We start from the raw sequence: 20,556 nt of genomic DNA on the forward strand, positions 1-20,556 counted from the left end.
GCGTGGGGGTCGGCTGGGTGAGGGCGGCGGCGTCCAACTTGAGCCTGGGTGTGCTGGCGGTCGTGTAAGTGATCGACTTGCCGGTGGTCTTCATCCGGGAGATGAGCTCGCCGATGCTGGTGGCAGGAAATTTCTGGCGGAGTACGGCCAGCGCTCCGGTCACATGCGGAGCGGCCATCGAGGTGCCGCTCATCGTTCCCCACTTGGCGCCGGGAATCGAGGAGAGGATCTGGGTACCGGGAGCCAGCACGTCCAGCAGGAGACCTCGGTTGCTGAAGGTGGAGACGGCGTCGTCATCGGTGGTGCTCCCCACCGTGACGGCCGAGGAGACGCAGGCGGGAGCGGTGACCGCGTCGCCGTACCCGTTGTTCCCGGCTGCGATCACCGTGGCTACGCCCGCCTCCAGCAGGATGTCGATGATTTCCTTGCGCACGTCCGTCTCGCAGGCCGCGGTCCACCGGCCACCGCCCAGGCTCAGGTTGGCGGCCACCACCGGGATGCCGGACTCCTTGAGCTCCAGGACCTTCTCCAGGGCGAGGAGCTGAGCACTGGTGAAGCTCAGCACGCACGGCGCGGCACCCGCACCGCAGAAGTCCTCGGAGTCGAACTTGCTGAACACCTGGATCGCGACCAGGCCGGCGCCGGGGGCCACGCCGGCCGGCGGGGCTCCGCTGACGTTCGCGCCTTTGCCGACGGCGATGCCGGCCACGTGGGTTCCGTGGTCGCAGTCGAGGTCGGCGGCCGCGCACGGCCCCTGATCGGAGTCGGCCGCTCCGGTGCCCTCCTGCTCGTCCTCACCGCTGGGGCAGAGGCTGGAGGCGCCGTAGTCGACGTCGGAGGGAGAGAAGCAGGCCTCGGCGACCACCCGGCCGGCGAGGAAGGGGTGATTGCGTGCCACCCCGGTGTCCAGGACGGCCACCGCGCCGCCGGCGCCGGTCAGGCCCGCGGCTCTGGTCTTGTCGGCGCCGATCAGGGGGATGCTCTCGGCGAGGACCGGCGGGACGGGGACGTCCTCGGTGACGCTCACCACGCCGGCCTGCGCGGCCAGGCGGTCCAGGCCGGCGGCGTCGACCCGCATGGTGACCACGGGAAGGCGGGAGAAGGTCGTCAGGGTCGTGCCGGCGGCGGCCGCGTCGAGAAGCTGGGCCCGGGACTGGGTGAGCACGTTGACGCGGATCTTGCGGTTGTCGGTCGTCTTCTTCCGCAATACGGGATCGATGACGGGGGAATCTACGGCTTTTGTGGCTACGTCGGTCGGTGTGGGCGTAGGGGTTGCCGACGCGGTTTGGGCGCCCGTGAATGCCGTGACAGTTAACGCCAGAATGATGGCCAGGGACCTCACGGATGCTACGGAGGATAGAGACCTTTTCATGGCAGTATTTCGCCTTATCTATCGAAACCTGTGCGTTATCGAATACGTGGGCCGCGGAGCAGCAGCCACAACAGCCAGGCCTGGAACACGCCGCACCCCACCAGCGCGATGAGCAGGACATCGCCATCCGGGGCGTTCTCCCCGATGCCGAAAAGCGCCGGAAGGATGACCAGCAGCGAGGTGGGCAAGGTGATGACCACCAGCACCACGCCCGGCCCGATGGGAGCGCCGGACGTCACGGAGACGTACTCCGCGACTCCCGCCGTGACCACCACGACGGCGAGATAGGAACCGGCGGCCAGCGCCGCTCTCCTGTCATTCCCGCGGCTGCGGATTCTCGTGCCGATCCAGCTCACCCGGGACCTCCGTGAAAGGGACCGGATGACGGTCGCCCGCCATCCGGTCATGGTCACTTGCCTGCGTCAGGTCCTGTCCGCGCCATTCTTGGGCTTACCGAGGGACACCCCTACGCGGTAGATGACGGCCCACCGAAGGCAGCTCGGCCTGGAGAGGATGATGTACTTGGGGCAGGTCTTGCTGACGAGCGTGGTGAAGAACAGGTTGTCCACGTTTTTCTCTTGGTTCCGGTCGAGGTACCACCTGTAGCCCTTGTAGGTGTTCCCGATCAGGCCATAGCCGTAGTCGTGCATGTCACAGGCCACGCGATAGTCGAACTTGTAGAACAGATTCCAGCGGGGCTGGTCCGGCGCCGACGTGCAGTGGTCGTAGTTGATGCCGACGACGCGGAAGCCGGTGGGGGTGTTCTTGAAGTACGGGTTGTGCCAGCCGTTGTGCGCCACCTTCGTCGCGCAGCCGTACTTCGTGTACCACATCCAGTTCCGGACGGTGGAGCAGTAGCTGGGGGAGGACAGAATCCCGTCGATGTCGGGGTTGGGGAAGTCGGCGGGGTCCGGTTCGGTGTCGTTGGGGTCGAATGTTCCTGCCGGCCCGGCCAGCGCGTCGGTGGCGCTCGGGCGGTCGGGCTCGGTGTTGGTCACGACGGGGGCGGCGCTGTCCGCCGGGAAGGACACGTCCCAGGCGCCCAGGTCGAGGGAGTCGATCTCGGACAGGCGGCCGGCCGCGTCGTAGGCGTAGGTCTCCTCCTGGGTGCCGCTGCTGGGGTCGCTCGTCGAACGGAGCCAGCCCGACAGGTCGTAGTCGAAGTCGGCCACGGTCTTCGGCGCCTCGGAGCCGGAGACGAGCGTGATCTCCTTGACCTGGCCGGCGTAGTCGCCGAAGGAGCCGGAGGTGGCCGTCGTGGTGGTCGCGTAGTGGAGCGTCACCGTCTCTTCGGGCTTCTCACCGACGGCCGGCTCCTTGACGGTGCTGATGCGCCCCGCGGAGTCGTAGGTCAGCGAGGTCGTGCCGTACGCGCTGGTCCCGAAACCGGCGACCCGCCAGTTGTCGCCCTGGAGCGCGCCCAGCCTGGTCCAGGTGTAGGTGGGGGTCAGCTCGGCCGCGGAGAGCGCGGCGCCGCTGTCGTTGGCGAAGGTGTCGTCGCCCTCATCCGTGTCCGTGCTCGTCTTGAGGGTCTCCACGATCGTGGTGCGCAGTTCCCCGGCCGACGCGTCCCACTTGGTCGTCTCGGTGATCTTCGAGCCGTCGGTGGCCTCGTACTTCTGGACGCCGCCGCCGGAGGGGAAGGAGACGCTGCTCGTCAGCGCGTAGCGGGTCGAGGTGCCGCCGTCCAGCTCGGTGACGACGACGGCGTCGCTCTGGACCTCCAGCTTCCTGGTGATCGTGCCGCCGAGGATCTCGGCCTGCCAGCCCGGGCCGAAGACGCCCAGCTCGGGGCGGGACTCTGGGGCGGTCTCCGGCTTGGCCAGGCCGCTGTCCACGACGGTCACGTCGTGACGCCGGCCGATCGCGCCCGCCGCCACGTCCACTTCGTGCAGCTCGTAGGTGTTGGATTCGGGGAAGTAGAGGCCGGGGCCGATCTCCTGGACCGGGACCGTCGGCGCTTCCTCGACGGTCTCGGCGGCGGCTGCCGGCGCGGCGAGCAGGGGAAGCAGTACCGCCGCGACCGCGGCGGCTAACGTTAACCTGCGCAAGCTTGTCTCCTCACAGGTGCTTCTCGGTGTTCCTCCGAGATCGTCGCGACCCCGCCTGGCAGGCGGATGGCAGCTCGCTGGCACGGTTGTCAGGAATTCCCTTCACCGATTGACCCGCCCGGTTGACGCACCCGGTTTGGCTGATCATTGTGTGATTGATCAGCAAAAAAGCAGCATTGTGCCACGCGCTTCTGGCATCCGGCTGGCAACTCGATGGCACCAGAAAGGTGAGCAGTCGGTGAAGATCAAACTGCTTGGCCCGCTGGAGATCCGCGACGACCTGGACATGCTGATACCGGTCACGTCCGCCAAACAACGCATCATTCTCGCGGCGCTCGCGTTCCGCCTCGGCGAGGTCGTCCCCGTCGAGCACCTCGTGGACTGCTTATGGGACGGTGAGCCGCCCTTGACGGCACGGGAAACCGTGCACAGCCATGTCATGCGCCTGCGCAAGCTCCTCGCGACTTCGCAGGTCCTCGTCACCCAGCCGGGTGGTTACATGCTGAACGTGGACAGGTGCGACGTGGACACGGCGCAGGTCCGGCGCCTGCGCGCGCGAGCCGCCCAGGCCGCCGCGGGCATGAACCAGCAAGGGCAGTCCGCGTTACTCCGGGACGCGCTCGCCCTGTGGCGCGGCGAGCCGATGACCGGCATCGACTCCGAGGTGCTGCGGGCGCACTACGTCCGGGCATGGGAGGACACCTGGTCCCAGATGATGGAGGAATGCGTCGACGCCGAGCTCGCGCTGGGCCGGCACGCCTCGCTCGTCGGCGAACTGCGCTTCCTCGTCGCCAGCCACCCGTTGCGTGAACGGTTCCACGGCCAGCTCATGCTGGCGCTGAACGCTTCCGGCCAGCGGGCCGAGGCCCTGCGGGTCTACCAGGAAGTCCGGCGCGTGCTGATCGAAGAGCTGGGCATCGAGCCGGGCGAATACCTTCGTGAGGTTCACCGGCAAGTTCTGAACGCCTCGCCCGAGCCCTCTTCGATGTCGCCTGCCCTGTTGCCTCTGGACGTCTACGGATTCGTCGGACGCGACCCCGAGATGGAGCGGCTCGACGCGATCCTGGCCGCCGCCGACGAGCAGCCCACCGCGGTCGTCGTCACCGTGTTGTCGGGAGCGGCCGGAGTGGGGAAGACAGCCTTGGCCGTGCACTGGGCACACCATGTCAGTAAACGTTTCCCGGACGGCCAGCTGTACGTCAATCTCCGGGGTTTCGACCCGACCGGATCGCCGATGAGCCCTGCCGAGGCGATGCGAAGCCTCCTGGAGTCGCTGGGCGTGCCACCCGAACGGGTGCCCGCCGGCCTGGCCGCCCAGACCGGCCACTACCGGAGCATGCTCGCCGGACGCCGGGTCCTGATCGTGCTCGACAACGCCCGCGACTCCGAGCAGGTTCGTCCACTCCTGCCGGGTTCGCCGGGCTGCCTGGTCCTGGTGACCAGCCGTAGCCAGCTGTTCGGGCTCGTGGCGATGGAAGGCGCCCACCCGCTGTTCCTCAAGCTGCTGCCCGTCTCGGACGCACGCAAGCTGATGGCCAGGCGTCTGGGCGCGAACCGGGTGGTCGACGAGGCCGCCGCGGCGGAGGAGATCATCAGGCGCTGCGCGAGACTTCCCCTGGCCATCGCGATCGTGGCGTCCCGGGCGGCGAGCAACCCCGACGTCTCGCTGTCCGCTCTGGTCACCGAACTGGACGACGCCTACCTGGACGTTTTCGATGGCGGCGAACCGATGACCCAGATCCGTACCGTGTTCTCGTGGTCCTACCACGCGCTCACCGCCGACACCGCCCAGCTGTTCCGGCTGCTCGGTTCCCACCCCGGCCCCGAGATCACCACGCCGGCCGCCGCCAGCCTCGTAGGCGTGTCCCTGACCCAGACGCGTCCCTTGCTGGCCGAGCTGACGCGCATGCACCTGCTCACCCAGCACGCTCACGGCCGCTACGCCTTCCATGACCTGCTGCGGGCCTACGCCGCCGAGCTCGCGACCACCCACGAGGTCGAGTCCGAACGGCAGGCCGCTCTCCACCGGCTGCTGGATCACTACGTGCACACCGCACACCACTCGGCCCGGCTGCTCAACGTCCATCAGAACCCTCTGCTCCTGGCGCCGCCCCAGCCGGGGGTCGTCCTGTCGGCGCCGACCGACCACGCGCAGGCATGGGAATGGTTCAAGGCCGAGCATCCGGTCCTGATGGCGGCCGTCTCTCTTGCTGCGCAGTCAGGGTTCGACACGCATTTGTGGCAGCTTGCATGGCTTTTGAATGATTTTCTGGACCGGCAGGGTCGATGGCGTGAACAGGCAGGACTCCAGGAGTCAGGCCTGGAGGCCGCCCGCCGTACGGGTGACAAGATCGGACAGGCGCACGCCTACCGGAATCTCGGGTGGGCTCTCACCAAGCTGAGCCGCTATGACGACGCCCTCGGGCATTTCCAGTCCGCACTCCAGCTCTACGGCGACCTGGGCAACCTCACCGGCGCCGCGCACACCCACGGGAACATGTCGGGAGTGCTCGAACGGCAGGGACGTCACCGGGAGGCGCTCAGCCACGCCAAGCAGGCGCTTGACCTCTACCAGCGGACCAACCATCAGGCCGGGCAGGCGAGGGCGCTCAACGCGGTCGGCTGGCACTACACGTTGCTCGGCGAGCATCCCAAGGCCCTCGCCTACTGCCGGCAGGCGCTCGACCTGCAGTATCTTACGGGTGACCTCCACGGCCAAGCAGCGACATGGGACAGCCTGGGCCACATCCATCATCATCTCCAGCAGCACGAGCAGGCCATCGACTGCTACCGGCAGAGCCTGGAGCTGTTCCGGCACGCGGGCGACCTGTGCAGCGTGGCCGGAACGCTCACCCGGCTGGGTGACAGCCACCAGAAGCTGGGCGAGGGTGAGTCTGCCCGGCTCATCTGGGGCGACGCGCTGCGGATCTTCGAGGAGCTCGACCACCCTGACGCCCAGCGGGTCAGGGCGAGCCTCGCGGGACTGCCGGACCGGGGTTCCATCGTTCATGAGCACATCACTCGATCGGCTGGTTTGCCCTTGTGACCCGTTGTCGGCGTACTGCTGAATGTGCAGAGCCGAGTACGGTCAGCGCCACGTTGAGGTCATGCGGGCCGGCCGGAACCGCGCGAAGGCACTGACCGGCTCCTCCGACCAGCGGATGCCGATACAGGTAGCGTCCGTGTCCTTTGTCCTTCACCTTCGTCATGATTATTCCATAGGTCGTTTGCCGTCTATCGACATCCGGAACATTAGACGGCTACTCATTAGCCATCAAATCATTAGCCGGGCAGCTATTCTGGAGGCATGACCGAGATCCTCGACCTGATGACCATCACCCACAAGGCGGTACGCGCTCTGGCCGAGGAATCGGTCCTCGGACACACTTTGGTACATGATCGTCCAAGCTCTGCTTGGGCGATCACTGTTTTGTCGCCAGGATCGTAGGTCAGGCGAAGGCCCAGTCGCCCATACGCCTCAGCCTTGTCTTGAGGATCTGCGCTACGAAGCACCTTCCTCATGTCGCCGAGCATCCGAATCATGGTGGCGATCTCTTTCTCTGTGAGTCGTCTAGGCATGCTGCCGATCACCTGGTCCAAGCGCATCTGCTCGACCTTTCGCTTGGCCTCTGTCTCGGCGATCCACCCGGCCACGACCGCGGGATCGCTTCCCGCATCCACCAGTGCCCGGTACGAGGCGAGCTTCCGCTCACACTCCGCCACAGCCTGCCGGGCTGACTCGACAGCGGCGAGACGATGGTCGTCGGCAAGTTGCGCGTCAGTCATGGCTTGGATCGTTTCTGGCAAGCGCGCTGGATCGAACACGGTCGCCAGCCAGTCATCCAAGGGCTCGACGATCAGCTCTTCCCGGACATAGACCGAACGCGGGTGCTCGACGCTGTTGGCCTGGGCGTACTCCCGCGGAAACACGCAGCGGTAATGCGGCTTACCGTTGTTCCAGCTTCCCTGCATCCGTCGTTCACAGACGCCGCAGAAGATCAGACCACGGAAGATGTACGGCCGAGGCGTCTGGCGCGGCTTCCGGCCTTCTTGACGCGTTCCAGGCGTGGCAAGCAGCGCCTGGACATCGCCGAAGGTCTTCTCGTCCACAAGCGCCTCGTGTACGGGCTGTTCGGACCAGATCCAGTCCTCCGGGTTGTTCCAACGCAGCTTGGTCATGTGACCGAGAGCAACGTCGTTCACGTCGATCAGCACTTCGTCCTTGTGCTGGCGGCTCCACACCTGTCGCCCCGTGTAGCGGGGGTTGAGGAGAATCGCCCGGACCGCGTACTTGGACCATGCAACCCCGCTGCGGTGCGAGTTCCGCCCCCGGTCGTAGGCGGACGGGCACAGGATTCCGTCGCGGGTCAGCCCTTCAGCGATCGCGAGCAGACCCATCCCGCCGAGGAACTCCGCGAAGATCCGTTGAACCACCGGCGCTGTCACCGGATCGGGCTCCAGGCGATGCAGGCGTTTTCCATCTGCGGCCTTGCCTGGGTTGGGATGAGGTCCCGCGTCCATCAAGCGATACCCGTATGGCGGCCGTCCCCCCAGGTAGCGGCCTTCCAACTGGGCGAGAGCGGCCATAGACGAACGGACCCTGAGTTTGATCCGATTCCTTTCGCCTTTGCTGATCCCGCCGAACATGGACATGATCAGCTCGTGTGCTTCGTTGGCGGGATCGATCGGCCCGCCGACCTCGGGCACCCACAGAGGCACGCCGTAGTGCTCGAACAGTGGGAAAGTCAGACCGAACTGATTGCCGTAGAACGCCCGCTGGGGCTCGCCCACCACCACGGCGTCGAACCCGCGGTCCGGCATGGCGAGTTACCCCAGCAGGAGGGCGGCCTGGGGCCGTCTCAACGGCGGTATCGAGCGCGACTTGTCCACATCGAAGAACTCCGCCACGATCCGGCCTCCACGAGGCTCTACGAGCGCTTTGGCGCGGCTGATCTGCCACGCCCGCGAGGCTTCGGGGTCCTGCCGGTCCTCCGTCGAGCACCGGCCCCAGAACGCCAACTCGATCACTCAGCTCTCCTAATGAGTTCTGGGAGTAAGCCATCCGGCAGACTCCGTGGTGGATAGTGGCCGCCGGTAGGTGAGCACTCTGCTCTCCCGGACGTTGAGTCCTGACGAAAGAGCGTGCCCCTGCCGGTTGGTCGGGAGAGTTGATCGCTGATGGGATGTCGTGCCCGCCCGTATGCGGCGTGAGCACTGCTTCATTAGGTCGCCGATGGTTCTCCTGCGGGCCGCTGACCAGCAAAGACAAACACAGGAGGACGGGTGCGACTGTTCGTGGGAGACGACTGGGCCGAAGACCACCACGATGTGGAGCTGATGGACGCCACTGGCAAGCGGCTGGCCAAGGCACGGTTGCCGGAGGGGGTGGCGGGCATGGCCCGGCTTCACGCGATGCTCGCTGAGCACCTCGGCGCCGCGGTCGAGGACGAGCAGGCCGCGAGCCAGGTGCTCATCGGCATCGAGACCGACCGTGGCCCCTGGGTACAGGCGCTGGTGGCGGCCGGGTACCAGGTGTTCGCGGTCAACCCGCTGCAGGCTTCGGAATATCGTCGGCGGCATGCGGTTTCGGGTGCCAAGAGCGACGCCGGCGATGCCCACGTGCTGGCCGACATGGTGCGTACTGATTCCCACCAGTTGCGCACCGTGGCCGGCGACAGCGACCAGGCTCAGGCGGTCAAGGTGGTCACCCGCGCGCACAAGACGCTGATCTGGGAGCGCACCCGGCAGACCCAGCGGCCGCGGCACGCGCTGCGCGACTACTTCCCCGCCGCCCTGACCGCCTTCGACGACCTGGATGCCCCCGAGACACTGGAACTGCTGGCCAAGGCGGCCACCCCGACCGCCGCGGCGAAGCTGACCATCAGCCAGATCAGCGCAGCGCTCAAGCGAGCCGGCCGCCGTGGCGACCTGGCCGCCAAGGCCGCACCGATCCAGGCCGCGCTGCGCACCGAACACCTGGGCCAACCGGAGGCGGTCACCGCCGCCCACGCAGCTTCCGTGCGGGCCCTGATCGCCGTCCTGATCACCCTGAACGAGCAGGTCGCCGCCCTGCACCGGGAGGTCGAGGCGCATTTTGGGTAGCACCCGGCCGCTGAGATCATCACCTCCCAGCCCGGACTGGGTCCGATCCTCGGCGCCCGGGTGCTCGCAGAGTTCGGTGACGACCCCAAGCGGTACAGCAATGCCAAGGCCCGTAAGAACTACGCCGGCACCAGCCCGATCACCCGGGCCTCGGGCAAGAAGAAGATCGTCGCCGCTCGCTTCGTGCACAACGACCGGCTCATCGACGCCCTGATGACCCAGGCCGCCCGAGCCATCAGCGTCTCGCCCGGCGCCCGCGCTTATTACGACAAACAGCGTGCCCGCGACGCTGACTACAACGCCGCCCTGCGCCAGGTCGCCAACCGGCTTGTGGGCATCCTGCACGGCTGCCTCAAGACCGGAACGCACTACGACGAAGCAACCGCTTGGTCTCATCACGCCGAGTCGCTTGCTGCTTGACATCTAAGCTCCTGGGATGTCTTTCTCATCTCTTCCTGCTTGAGCCGCTCGTAGGCGCTTAGCAGGATGCGGAGGAACGCCACTGCCGCTCCCGGGGTCAGGCACGGCAGTTCCTCAGGCGGCACCACCCGGATACCGGACGGATTGCCTGCTGTTCCGGGCCCGCCAGCGTACGGCTCTGAACGAGATTCGGGAGGCCCCGAGCAGGCCCCTTGTAGCCTTGGGGTCACTCTTCGATCTCCTTCGCAGCCGACTCGGCAGCGGCGGCAACGATGCGCGCCCGAGCAAGATCGCAGAAGGGTTCACTGATCTCGATTCCGACGAACGATCTGTCGAGTTGCCGCGCGGCAAGAGCCGTGGTTGCCGCTCCGGCAAACGGGTCGCAGACGGTGCCGCCGGGGCGGCAGCCGGCGGCAATGGCCCGTAGCGGGATGTCGATGGGGAATGCTGCGAAGTGCGCGGCCCTGAGCGGGCGAGTGGAGATCGACCACACGTCTCCGGGGTTTCGGCCTTGGGGGTGTGCGGCGGTATGCCGTTGCCCGGTTGCCAGCATGGACGTGCCGTGGCGCTTGCCGCAGAAGGTGTCTTGGTCATCGTGGTACTTGCCGTTGCCCGGCCAGGCCGTCGTGATGCTGTTGGGCTTGTTGCCGCCGTGGCGCGCGCGGCGGGACAGAGGCCGGTCGCCTGTGTAGGTCTCGCGGATGGCGTCGAGGTCGAACCAGTAGCGCCGCTGTTTTACGAGCAGGAAGATCAGCTCGTATCGGGTGGAGACGCGATCCAGTACGGACTGCGGCATCGCGTTCGGTTTGTGCCAGACGATGGCATTCCGGAGAATCCAGCCGTCCTCTTGGAGGGCGAAGGCGACTCGCCACGGCATGCCGAGCAGGTTCTTGGGCGGCACCGATAGTCGGGAGCGGGGACGGACGACCGGTTGATGTTGGTTGTAGTCGGCGCCCCGTGCCCAGCCGTCGGAGTTGGCGGCGTAGCAGTTGCCGATGTTGAGCCAGAGCGTTCCATCGTCCGCCAGCACCCTGCGCGCCTCGCGGAAGGTCGTGGTGAGCGTTTCCACGTAGGCGGCCGGCGTGGGCTCCTGACCGTACTGTCCCTCTACGCCGTAGTCGCGAAGGCCGTAGTACGGCGGGCTGGTGACGATGCAGTCCATCGAGGCGGCTGGGAGCTCCGCGAGTACCTCACGTGCATCGCCGAGGTACAGGGTGGAGGGACCATCGGTCCAGTAGGACTGCCTCATCGCGCCGACCCTTCGTCGGCGTGGTCACCGGCGCCGAGTGACAGCAGCCGCGGAGCGGGAACCGTGGAGGTCCCTACTCCTTTTCGGCCATCTGAAACAGATTGATCAGTGGTACTAAATGTCGGTGATGCGGCGTGGATGCGCGTCGTCATCGCCAGTTGGGGCGGGCCTCAGATCCGCAGCGCCCACGCCGGCACGAGAACCGCCGTGAGACGCATTCACAGGTGAACAAGGACCTTCGGCGACCCTCTGGCTCAGATTGAGCAGGCGATATACGGGATCAGATGATCTCCGGCGGATCGAGGTGCTCACTCTCGGCGCAAGGTCACTGGTCAAGACCGCACGAGGGTTGCCAGAAGTGGTGCCTACACCGGATGGCGAGACCGAAATTCCTCTCGCAGTGGAGCCACCCGATGAGTACCGACCGTCGCGAGACGCCCCTGAAGGACCTCTCACCACTCGATGTCGCCGAGCACGTCTTCCAACTCGTCGCGTGCGCTCCCGGCGGCCTGGCCCTCAATGGCACGGAGCTCTCGCGCGAGCTGCCCCGCCGCCTGATCCTGCTGACCGAGCTTCGCGATCTTCTGACCTCACGGGCGCTGTGCAACGCCACACACGACATCGTCTGGCGCGAACTCGTGATTCGGGCTCGCCGGGATGGCCCGCAGTGGCTCGTAGGGGCGGTCGGTACGGCGGTGCCCGCCCTCCGTCGCACCGGCGGGCGGCTGTCCCTCTACCACCACGCCACCCAGGACCGCGCGGCAATCGACATCGAGGTCCTTGCCGCGTTCATCGCCGCCGTGAAGGACATTGACCTCGATCCGCCCAGCGTGCTGCCCCGGATGTGCGCAGCCGCCCGGCGTGCCGGCGAGCGAGCCCGGCGCAATATCGAGGCTGAGGCCGCGCGGCGTATCTCGGGCCACGCTTCCGCCAAGCCGGCCGCGTCATCGGGACATCCAGATCCCGTCGTGGCCGACGCGATTGCCGCGGGCGTCGTCAATCAGCTGGATGCCGAGCCGATCCTGCCAACAGGGTTGCAAGGTCGAGCGGCGCCCGAGGCTGCCGCGGCCGCGCTCAGGCTGTCGTGCGACGCGGCCAAGAAGGAACGGCAACGGTTTGAGGCAATCCTCGCCGATGCCGTTCTGGCAAGTGACGCCGATCCGGCGCTGCAGCTTGCGATCACTTCCGCCATCCGCAGGAGGGCGGAGAGCACCCCCAAGACTTCCGCGCGGAGCCGGATCACCTCAGATCCGAAGCCCATCAACACCGAACAGAAGGGAGGCTGGGGCAACCCCACCGGCTTCGCGCGGAACCCTTCACCACTGCGGCGCCGCCGTCTCTACCGCGGCGTACTGGTAGCGGCAGTGGTTGTCATCGTCCTTGCCGCTACGGCAGCGGCGGCCTTGGCCGACGCACCGACACTCCTGCGCGCCGCCGCGCCGCCCAAGGATCTCAACACGGTCTTCGACAACCTGCGGAACTGGCTCGTCGGCCTGCTTGCCGCCCTGGCAACGCTCATGCTCACCGTCGGCGGGCTGCGGTACCTGGTGGCAGGCGGCGATCCCGGCGAAGTCCAGAAGGCCAAAGCTGCGCTCAAGGCGGCCGCGTACGGCTACGGCCTGGCGGTCCTGGCGCCGCTGTTCGTCAGCGTGCTCAAGCGCATCGTGGGCGGCGGGTGACCACCATGACGCCACCTCCCACGATCCCGGCAACCGCTCGCCTCCTGATCGTTACTGCCATCGCCGCAGCGGCATTCGGAATTGCCGCCGGCAACGCATGGGCCGAACCCACCCCTTCCCCGAGTCCTGAGCCTTCCCCCACTCAGGAGACGTTGCCCTCGCCTCCGCAGATCAGCTTCGGTTTCGGCGACTGGCTGATCAAACAGATCAACAGCTGGTTCGCCCATCTGGCCGCCTCCGCCATCAAGCCGCTGCTCGACGCACTCGCGGTGACACTGCTGGCCACACCCGACGTCTCCAGTTCCGGCCGAGTCTTCGACCTGTGGAAGGTCACGGCGATCATGGCGGACTCGGCCTTTCTCCTCCTGGCCACGATCGGCGCCGTGATCGCGATGGGCCATCAGACGGTGCAGACGCGCTACGCGGTCAAGGAGGTCCTGCCGCGCCTGGCGATGGCCATGCTGGCGTCCAATATGAGCTTTCCGATCTGCGGCAAGCTCATCCAGCTCGCCAACGGGGTGTCCACGGCGCTTCTCGGGCAGGACTTCGACGCCGAGCGGGCGACAACGCAGCTACGGCAGCTCATCCTGCCGCCGAGCAACTCACAGATCTTCTACATCCTGCTCGAACTCGTCGCGATCGTCTTGTTGATCCTCCTGCTGGTCAGCTTCGTGATGCGGTCCGCGCTCGTGCTACTCCTGGTGGTGGCCGCGCCCCTGGCTCTGGCCTGCCATGCGCTGCCGCATACCGATGGGGTGGCCCGGTTCTGGTGGCGCGCCTTCACCGGCCTGCTGGTCATCCAGGTCGCCCAGTCGCTGAAGCTGGTCGTCGCGGTGCGGGTCTTCTTCAACCAGGACGGCCGGTTCCTGCTCGGTCTTGCCCCGACGGGACAACTGGTCAACCTCGTCCTGGCCCTCTGCCTGCTGATCATCCTGGTACGCATCCCCTCCTGGATCCAGCGGAGGATCTTCGTCCAAGGCAACCGGTCGATGATCCTACGGATCTTCAAGTACGCCGTGGTGTCGAAACTCACCATGCCGGTCCTGAAGGCCATGCATCTCGGCAAAGGCGGCAGCGGCGGCGGCAAAGGCCGCGTCGGCAAGGCGGCAACCCGCGCGGTGGCAGGCAAGGTCATTGCCGGCACGATCGGCGGACCTGCCGGGACTGCCGCGGCCACCACCGCTGTGGCCGTGCGTGGCGCTCAGACAGCGAAGAGTTCAAGGGTCGCGCAGCAAGGGGCCGCAAGGGCCAACGCGTCCACAGCTCCCGGACGGCAGCCGCGTCGGCAATCTCCCGCGCGCCCGTGGACCCCGCCCGATCCGCAGGCCCGAATCAACCGGGGCGCCTCCTGGACTCCTGAGGCCTACTATCGCTGGTCCGATCCGGCCCGGCGATGGACTCCACCGGGGACGTCCACGCCGGCTGCCCCAGGGGCCATCCCTTCAACTGCGCGCCCCATCCGGACTTCCTCACCGCTCGCCAACTCAACGGTGTGGGTCCCACTTGACACCCGCCCCGCGCCACCAGCCCAAGCCCATGTTCCTGGGACTCCCGCATCGGCGACCAGCCGAGATCACCGTGCCCGCCAACGCGGCAGCAGGCGAACAAGCCGCGGAGGTGAGGAGCGGTGAGCTGGGTTGAGCCGGTGCGGATCCCGGCTGACGTGGAGCAACCCGACAAGATCATTGCTTCGTTCACCGCCCGGCAGCTTGCCATCCTGCTCGGCACCGGCGCCACCCTCTATGCCGCCTACATGGCGGTCGGCCACCACGTGCCGCTCGTGGTTTCCGCGGCAGTGGCCCTGCCCATCGCGGTCGGCGCGATCCTCCTGGCCATCGGGCAACGCGACGGTATCTCCCTCGACCGCTACGTCGTGGCCGCCATCCGGCACTACCGCTCCCCCAAGCACCTGGTCACCTCCTGCGAGGACATCCCCATGCCACCCACCTGGATCGCGGCCGGTACCCAACGCCCGCCCGCGCCGCTCAAGCTCCCCGCCCGCGGCGTCGTGGGCGACGGCCTGATCGATCTCGGGCCGGACGGCGTCGCCGCCGTGGCCGAGGTCTCCACCGTGAGCTTCGCCCTGCGCACCCCGGACGAGCAGGACGCCCTGGTCGCCGTCTTCGGCCGCTGGCTCAACTCACTGTCCGGCCCCGCTCAAGTCCTGGTCCGTGCCGAACGCGTCGACCTGACCGAGACCGTCGCCTCGCTGCAGGACAACGCCCGGCAACTGCCCCATCCCGCGCTCGCCTCCGCCGCGCTCGAACACGCCGCGTTCCTGCAAGAGCTGTCCGCCCACCATGACCTGCTGCGCCGCCAGGTCCTGCTGATCATCCGCGAGCCGGCCGCCGGGGCCAACAGTCGCAACACGGCCGCCGCGCGAGCGCTGCGCCGCCTGGACGAGGCCTCCAGGGTGCTCGGCTCCTGCGGGCTCACCGCCCGTCTTCTGGACGCCCGGACCGTCGCTGCGCTGCTGGCCTCTTGCTTCGACCCCTCAGCCCTTCCGCTACCCGGCGACGACATCGCCCTGCCCGGCGAGGTCATCACGACAGGAGGCACCTGGTGAAGATTCGCCGCACTCCCTCCAGCACGGCCGGATTCGGTCCACAGGCTGTGGAAATCCAAGCCCGGCATCTACGGGTCGGCGAAAGCCTGTGCGCCACGCTGGCGATCACCGGCTACCCGCGCGAGGTCGCGCCCGGCTGGCTGGAACCGCTGCTCACTTATCCGGGACGGCTCGATGTCTCCCTGCACCTCGAACCCGTCCCCTCCCTGGTCGCCGCCGACCGCCTGCGCAAGCAACTGGCCCGGCTGGAATCCGGCTTGCGCTCCGATCACGAGCACGGCCGGCTACTGGACCCGGGCACCGAAGCCGCCGCCGAAGACGCCCAAGAACTGGCCTCCCGGATCGCGCGCGGCCAGGCCAAGCTCTTCCGCGCCTCGATCTATCTCACCGTGCACGCCACCACCGCCGACGAGTTGGACGACGCCTGCGCCCAGGTCCGCGCTCTGGCCGCTTCCCTGCTCCTGGACGCCCGCCAGGTCACCTTCCGCCAGCTGCAGGGCTGGGTCTCCTCACTTCCCCTCGCCTACGACAACCTCGCCATGCGCCGCACCTTCGACACCCCGGCACTGGCTGCCGCGTTCCCCTTCACCAGCCCCGATCTGACCACCGAACTCGGCTCCACGGCCGTGCTGTACGGCGCCAACACCGCCAGCGCCTCCCTGGTGGCCTGGGACCGGTTCGCCCAGGACAACCACAACTCCGTCACCCTGGCACGCTCCGGGAGCGGCAAGAGTTACCTGACCAAACTGGAGGCGCTGCGCTCGTTGTATGCGGGCATCGAGGTCGCCGTCATCGACCCTGAAGACGAGTACGCCCGTCTCGCGCACGCGGTAGGCGGCGCCTACGTCCACCTCGGTGCGCCCCAGGTCCGCCTCAACCCGCTCGACCTGCCGCCGAAGAACCAGCGAGGCGAGGATCCCCTCACCCGTCGCGCACTGTTCCTGCACACGCTGATCGCGGTGATGCTCGGCGAGCCGCTCGGCCACGCCGGCAAGGCCGCACTCGACCGCGCCATCCTGGCCGCCTACCGGCAGGCGGGCATCACCACCGCCCCGCAGACCTGGAACAGACGGCCGCCACTGCTGCGCGATCTGACGGCCAACCTGGAGGAAGACTCCGACCCCAAGGCCAAAGAACTGGCAGCCGGGCTCGCGCCGTACGTCTCCGGCAGCCACCGTCAGCTCTTCGACGGCCCGACGACGACCCGCCCCGACTCCCATCTGATCGTTTTCTCGCTCCGGGATCTGCCGGAAGAGCTCAAGGCGGTCGGCACCCTCCTAACGTTGGACGCGATCTGGCGCCGCGTCTCCGACCCCTACAACCGGCGCCCGCGCCTGGTCGTTGTCGACGAGGCCTGGCTGCTGATGAGGATTCCCGCGGGCGCACAATTCCTGCTGCGTATGGCCAAATCCTCCCGCAAGCACTGGGCGGGCCTGTCCGTGGTCACCCAAGACGCCGCCGACCTACTCGGCTCCGAAGTCGGCCAGGCCATCGTCGCCAACTCCACCACCCAGATCCTGCTCCGCCAGGCTCCCCAGGCCATCGACAAGGTCACAGAGGCCTTCCGGCTCTCCGACGGCGAACGCCAGCTGCTGCTGTCCGCCGAAAGGGGCACCGGCCTGCTCACCGCCGGCGCGAGCGGACAACGCTGCCCGCTCCAGGTAATTGCCAGCGCCGCGATGGAGGGCGCACAAGTTGCTCGTCGGCACGTGGGCGCAAGGCCGAGATGATGGCCAACAGACCGCCCAAGATCATGGCAGCGCTGAGGCCGCCCAGCAGGGAAAGGATGCTCATCGCACACCCCAGCGGGCAGACAGGGGATCGAGCAGGGCAGGATCGAAGCCGACGGCTTTCAGCCGGGGCAGACACTGCGGGGTGATGCCCGGTACGGCGCGGCCACCAGGACCGGTGGCCCGGTAAATATGGTTCCGGCTCGGCAACTCGCTGTCGGCCGGGGGCAGCACCTCGAGGACCTCTGAGACGAACCGGGTGTTGGTCGCCGGGTCCAGGCGCAGGTGAACGACCAGGTCGATGGTTTCGCCCGTGTTCAGATGGATGACGGCCGGTGGTGTTTGCGCGCCGACGCCGCGGGTCCAGAGCATGACGATCCGGTTGAAGATCTCCTCGGTGCCGTCGGCGTGGATGGTGCACATCGAGCCGGGATGGCCGGTGTTCATCGCCTCGAACATCGGCACGATCTCATCGGCCCGCACCTCGCCCACGATGATCCGCTTGATGTTCTTGCGTAGAGCGTGGGGGATCAGGTCGTTCAGCCCGATACCGCCGGCCCCCTCGGAGTTGGCCTGCCGCACCTGGAAGGCGATCACGTTCTGGTGGCGGTGGGTGAGCCGGTCGAGGAAGAGCTCGTAGTCCGACTCCAACGTGGCCAGCCGCTCGGCTGGATCGATCACCGAGGCCAGCGCCCTCAGCAGCGTCGTCTTGCCGGCCGCAGTGCCACCGGTGATGACGATGTTCAGCCGGGCCAGGACAGCGGCGCGCAGGAAGGCGTACAGGCTGCGGTTGATGGTGCCCAGCTTGAGAAGGTCATCGAGGGTCACGTCGACGAGGCGATGGCACCGGATACTCGCGCACGGACGGCGGGTGACGGCCATGGTGGCGCTGAGCCGCACCCCCACTCCGTCGTCACCGTCACCCGGCCGCAGCGCGGCATTCAGCAGCGGGCTGGCGGCGGAGAACTCCCGCGGGTTGTAGCTCTTGTGCAGGGCCCACATCTGGATCATGGTGATGAGGTCGTCGTCGCTGGTAGCGACGGCGGGGCCACGTGAACAAGTGCCGTCGTTGTAAGTGATCCATACCTGGTCGCACCCGTTGAGGTCGATGCTTTCCACCCGGGGATCGTCCAGGTACGGAGTGAGCACGCCGAGTTCGAAGCGTTCGTCGACCACCGCGTCGACGAGCCGCCGTTGCGTGGCGATGCTGATCGGCGTACCGGCGGCGACCTGCTCCTGGGCCCAGCGCTGAACGCGGGCCTGGATGACCTGGCGTGCCTCGTCGCGGTCTTCGGTGTCCTTGAGGTCGTCCGCGATCGCGGTCGTGATGGTGAGGACCGCGTCGCGAAACGCCTGCTCGTTGTCCGAGGGCATCGGCGTCTGGGGGACGAGGAAGGGGTCGGTCCGAGTCTGCGGCGGCCATGAACGACTCATCGGGCCACCACCGCTGCTTTGGGAAGGTGGGTTCTCATGGCGGAGCCCAGTTGGGATGTACCGCGTATCAACGCGGAGCGATGGAAGGACTTCTTGGCGCGGTTGCCGTCGGAGAGGACCGCGGCGGACCTGGGGTCGTGCGGGATCCACGCCAGCACCGGCAGTTCGAAGAGTGCTCCGCTGATCTCCTTGAGGGAGTACGGGCCGTTGCCGATCACGCAGAGCCCGACCGCTACGTCGCCGCCGATGCGACGGCCGAGCGCGTCCAGGCGCGGGCGCGCCTGCGCGACATGCCGCAGCGTGGGGTGCACCAGCATGACCGCCAGATCGCAAGCCGCGATGAGACTCATCGGAGTGTCGGATCGGCCGATCTGGCCGACATCGAGCACCACATCCGCGGTGTCCTGCGCCGCCTTCAAAACGCCGACGATGGTGTCCCAGGCGCCGTCTAGCTGCACCAGATGCCGGGGATCACGGAGACCGGGAAGCAGCAGCCAGTTGCGGGCGTCGTGGTCGAGGGCGATGACGTGCTGCCACAGGATGGCCGGGTCCGGGCTGTGGGCGGCGGCAAGCGCCAGCTCCAGCAAGCCGCACTCGTGGTCATCCATGCTTCCGGCCAGGAATCCGCGTAGGACGTCACCACCTTGGGGATCGCATTCGGCCAGCAGCGCCCGCCCTTGCCAGGCGTAGGTCAGTGCGAGGGCGGTCGTGGTGACTCCTGGTGAGCCGCCGGGACTCATCAGCGCGTACATCGCCATTCACGGTCTCCTCGGGTTGAGGGCCAAGGCGACCTGGCCGTCGGCGGCCAGCGGGGCGAGCTTGGGGCCATCGCTCTTGCTCACCAAGACGTCCACGACCATCAGCCCGTCGTTGTCCGGCCCTTTGGTGTGGTCCACTACGGCCTCGATACCATCGGGCGCTTCCTCGTCTGAGGCGACCTGACCCTCCGGTCTGAGCACCACGAGAAGGCGATCGCCTGGCCGCAGCCCGCGCGCCGGAAGCCGACTCGGCTTGACCGCGACCGGGATGAGCTGCTGGTCCGGCAGCGGTGTGACGTGGTCGGTGACCATTCTGGGTTGGACGAGCATGCCGCGCATGAGATCGGCGGCCGCACGCATGCCGATCACCCGCGGCAGGTCTTCGCCGCGAAGCATCGCCACGTTCTGGTCGGCCCCCACTGTGGCGGTCGACACGTTGTCGGCGGTAATGGGCTGTCCGAGCGCGACATCCTGGGTCATGACCAGGACCGATTGCCGATCGCTCATCCGGTTGACCGTGTGCGCGGCGAGTGCCGTGCCGCCGGCCACCACGAGTGCGCCCAGCACCAGCGAACTGCGACGACGCTGACGCGGCTGCGGGAGGATCTTGGGCACCTGGGCCGGCGGCGCTTCACCATTGGACGACGGTGTGGGCGAGGCAGGCTGAGACTTGCGAGCCATCATGGGTTCCTTCCGACCAGCGCGGGGGCCTCACCGATCCGCAGCGGAAACGTCGACGAAGTGGTGATCGGTGCGAGCGGGCCGCCGGCGCCACCCGAGCCGGTCCAACTGGCGGACCAGACCATCGACACCTTCACCTGATACCGCGACTCGGGGAGGCCGGCACTGGACTGAGTGAAGACGTGCGTGCACTCGATGTTCTGATCGTCTGGCGACTTCGCCGGGTCGTACGGGATGCCAGGGCCTGGGCAAGTGAGCGTTCCCTGGCCTGCGCCTGGGTGAATGATCAGCTTGGTTGGAGCTGCGGTGACCTGCGCCCAGACCGGCCCAGCAGTGACCTTCTCGGTGATGGGGCGCCATTGACCTGGCTCGGCCCAGAAGAACTGACGCAGCCCCACGTACCCGTTCTTGCTCCGCGGCGGAGCAGTGATGATCTTGGGGGTGGCCGGTGTGAGCAGGCGGCGTGCCCGCTCCATGAGCATCTCAGGAGTCACCGGCGGCGCCCCTGGCTCTC

The 20,556-nt window shown here is 67.5% G+C and carries 15 protein-coding genes and 1 pseudogene; 6 read left to right on the forward strand and 10 right to left on the reverse strand.

Annotated elements, in window-relative coordinates; all coding sequences use genetic code 11:
• The 3 genes from EJK15_RS21050 to EJK15_RS21060 all read right to left on the reverse strand — a co-directional run.
• Positions 1-1,207: S8 family peptidase (locus EJK15_RS21050; protein ID WP_206061001.1), on the reverse strand; the 1,207-nt coding region annotated here is incomplete at its 3' end.
• 200 nt (positions 1,208-1,407) lie between these two features.
• On the reverse strand, positions 1,408-1,728 hold the full coding sequence (locus EJK15_RS21055; protein ID WP_138712178.1) for an SCO4225 family membrane protein: 321 nt from the start codon (positions 1,726-1,728) through the stop codon (positions 1,408-1,410).
• 66 nt (positions 1,729-1,794) lie between these two features.
• Positions 1,795-3,423 carry a phospholipase A2 gene (locus EJK15_RS21060; RefSeq protein WP_138712179.1) on the reverse strand — a complete coding sequence of 543 codons (1,629 nt, stop codon included), beginning with the start codon at positions 3,421-3,423 and terminating at the stop codon, positions 1,795-1,797.
• Between the two features lie 238 nt (positions 3,424-3,661).
• On the opposite strand from EJK15_RS21060, the gene EJK15_RS21065 reads away from it, so the two are divergent.
• Positions 3,662-6,469 (forward strand): AfsR/SARP family transcriptional regulator, encoded by a 2,808-nt coding sequence (locus EJK15_RS21065; protein ID WP_138712180.1) that lies wholly within the window; start codon positions 3,662-3,664, stop codon positions 6,467-6,469.
• A 248-nt stretch (positions 6,470-6,717) separates the two neighbouring features.
• Here the strand turns inward: EJK15_RS21065 and EJK15_RS21070 are convergent, their stop codons facing one another.
• Entirely contained in the window at positions 6,718-8,244 is a 1,527-nt protein-coding gene (locus EJK15_RS21070; protein ID WP_206061002.1) for a recombinase family protein, read from the reverse strand.
• 6 nt (positions 8,245-8,250) lie between these two features.
• A complete protein-coding gene (locus tag EJK15_RS72865; protein WP_206061003.1) occupies positions 8,251-8,451 on the reverse strand; it encodes a hypothetical protein in 201 nt (66 codons plus the stop codon).
• 255 nt (positions 8,452-8,706) lie between these two features.
• Here EJK15_RS72865 and EJK15_RS21075 point away from each other — a divergent pair.
• A pseudogene (locus EJK15_RS21075) lies at positions 8,707-9,945 on the forward strand (IS110 family RNA-guided transposase).
• Positions 9,946-10,171: 226 nt separating this feature from the next.
• Here the strand turns inward: EJK15_RS21075 and EJK15_RS21080 are convergent.
• Positions 10,172-11,107: a DNA-methyltransferase gene (locus tag EJK15_RS21080; RefSeq protein ID WP_206061004.1), complete on the reverse strand. Its 936-nt coding sequence runs from the start codon at positions 11,105-11,107 to the stop codon at positions 10,172-10,174.
• Positions 11,108-11,607: 500 nt separating this feature from the next.
• On the opposite strand from EJK15_RS21080, the gene EJK15_RS74645 reads away from it, so the two are divergent.
• The 4 genes from EJK15_RS74645 (at position 11,608) to EJK15_RS76355 (ending at position 17,169) form a co-directional block, all read left to right on the forward strand.
• Positions 11,608-12,873, forward strand: a complete 1,266-nt coding sequence (locus EJK15_RS74645; protein ID WP_240777100.1) for a hypothetical protein — start codon at positions 11,608-11,610, stop codon at positions 12,871-12,873.
• A gap of 152 nt (positions 12,874-13,025) precedes the next feature.
• Positions 13,026-14,504, forward strand: coding sequence for a conjugal transfer protein TrbL family protein (locus EJK15_RS21090; protein WP_138712182.1), 1,479 nt, complete (start codon positions 13,026-13,028; stop codon positions 14,502-14,504).
• Positions 14,501-15,439 carry a PrgI family protein gene (locus EJK15_RS21095; RefSeq protein ID WP_138712183.1) on the forward strand — a complete coding sequence of 313 codons (939 nt, stop codon included), beginning with the start codon at positions 14,501-14,503 and terminating at the stop codon, positions 15,437-15,439. Before EJK15_RS21090 ends, EJK15_RS21095 begins: the two co-directional genes overlap by 4 nt.
• Positions 15,436-17,169, forward strand: coding sequence for a VirB4 family type IV secretion system protein (locus tag EJK15_RS76355; RefSeq protein ID WP_206061005.1), 1,734 nt, complete (start codon positions 15,436-15,438; stop codon positions 17,167-17,169). The genes EJK15_RS21095 and EJK15_RS76355 overlap by 4 nt, the downstream gene beginning before the upstream one ends.
• Before the next feature lie 60 nt (positions 17,170-17,229).
• Here the strand turns inward: EJK15_RS76355 and EJK15_RS21105 are convergent, their stop codons facing one another.
• From EJK15_RS21105 to EJK15_RS21120, 4 genes are read right to left on the reverse strand one after another with little or no spacing between them, the layout of a single operon-like run.
• Positions 17,230-18,603, reverse strand: coding sequence for a TadA family conjugal transfer-associated ATPase (locus tag EJK15_RS21105; protein WP_138712184.1), 1,374 nt, complete (start codon positions 18,601-18,603; stop codon positions 17,230-17,232).
• Entirely contained in the window at positions 18,600-19,361 is a 762-nt protein-coding gene (locus EJK15_RS21110; RefSeq protein ID WP_138712185.1) for a hypothetical protein, read from the reverse strand. The genes EJK15_RS21105 and EJK15_RS21110 overlap by 4 nt, the downstream gene beginning before the upstream one ends.
• Positions 19,362-20,045, reverse strand: coding sequence for an SAF domain-containing protein (locus tag EJK15_RS21115; RefSeq protein ID WP_138712186.1), 684 nt, complete (start codon positions 20,043-20,045; stop codon positions 19,362-19,364).
• Entirely contained in the window at positions 20,042-20,536 is a 495-nt protein-coding gene (locus EJK15_RS21120) for a hypothetical protein (protein WP_138712187.1), read from the reverse strand. The genes EJK15_RS21115 and EJK15_RS21120 overlap by 4 nt, the downstream gene beginning before the upstream one ends.
• Positions 20,537-20,556: the final 20 nt, after the last annotated feature.

Origin of the sequence: Nonomuraea basaltis (assembly GCF_005893125.1) — a bacterium.
Lineage (GTDB): Bacteria > Actinomycetota > Actinomycetes > Streptosporangiales > Streptosporangiaceae > Nonomuraea > Nonomuraea basaltis.

What these genes read in the sequence shown, in the direction of transcription:
- EJK15_RS21070 (WP_206061002.1), bottom strand. Translation starts at nt 8,244, where the DNA reads ATGCCGGACCGCGGGTTCGACGCCGTGGTGGTGGGCGAGCCCCAGCGG.
- EJK15_RS21080 (WP_206061004.1), bottom strand. Translation starts at nt 11,107, where the DNA reads ATGGACTGCATCGTCACCAGCCCGCCGTACTACGGCCTTCGCGACTAC.
- EJK15_RS74645 (WP_240777100.1), top strand. Translation starts at nt 11,608, where the DNA reads ATGAGTACCGACCGTCGCGAGACGCCCCTGAAGGACCTCTCACCACTC.
- EJK15_RS21105 (WP_138712184.1), bottom strand. Translation starts at nt 18,603, where the DNA reads ATGAGTCGTTCATGGCCGCCGCAGACTCGGACCGACCCCTTCCTCGTC.
- EJK15_RS21110 (WP_138712185.1), bottom strand. Translation starts at nt 19,361, where the DNA reads ATGGCGATGTACGCGCTGATGAGTCCCGGCGGCTCACCAGGAGTCACC.
- EJK15_RS21115 (WP_138712186.1), bottom strand. Translation starts at nt 20,045, where the DNA reads ATGATGGCTCGCAAGTCTCAGCCTGCCTCGCCCACACCGTCGTCCAAT.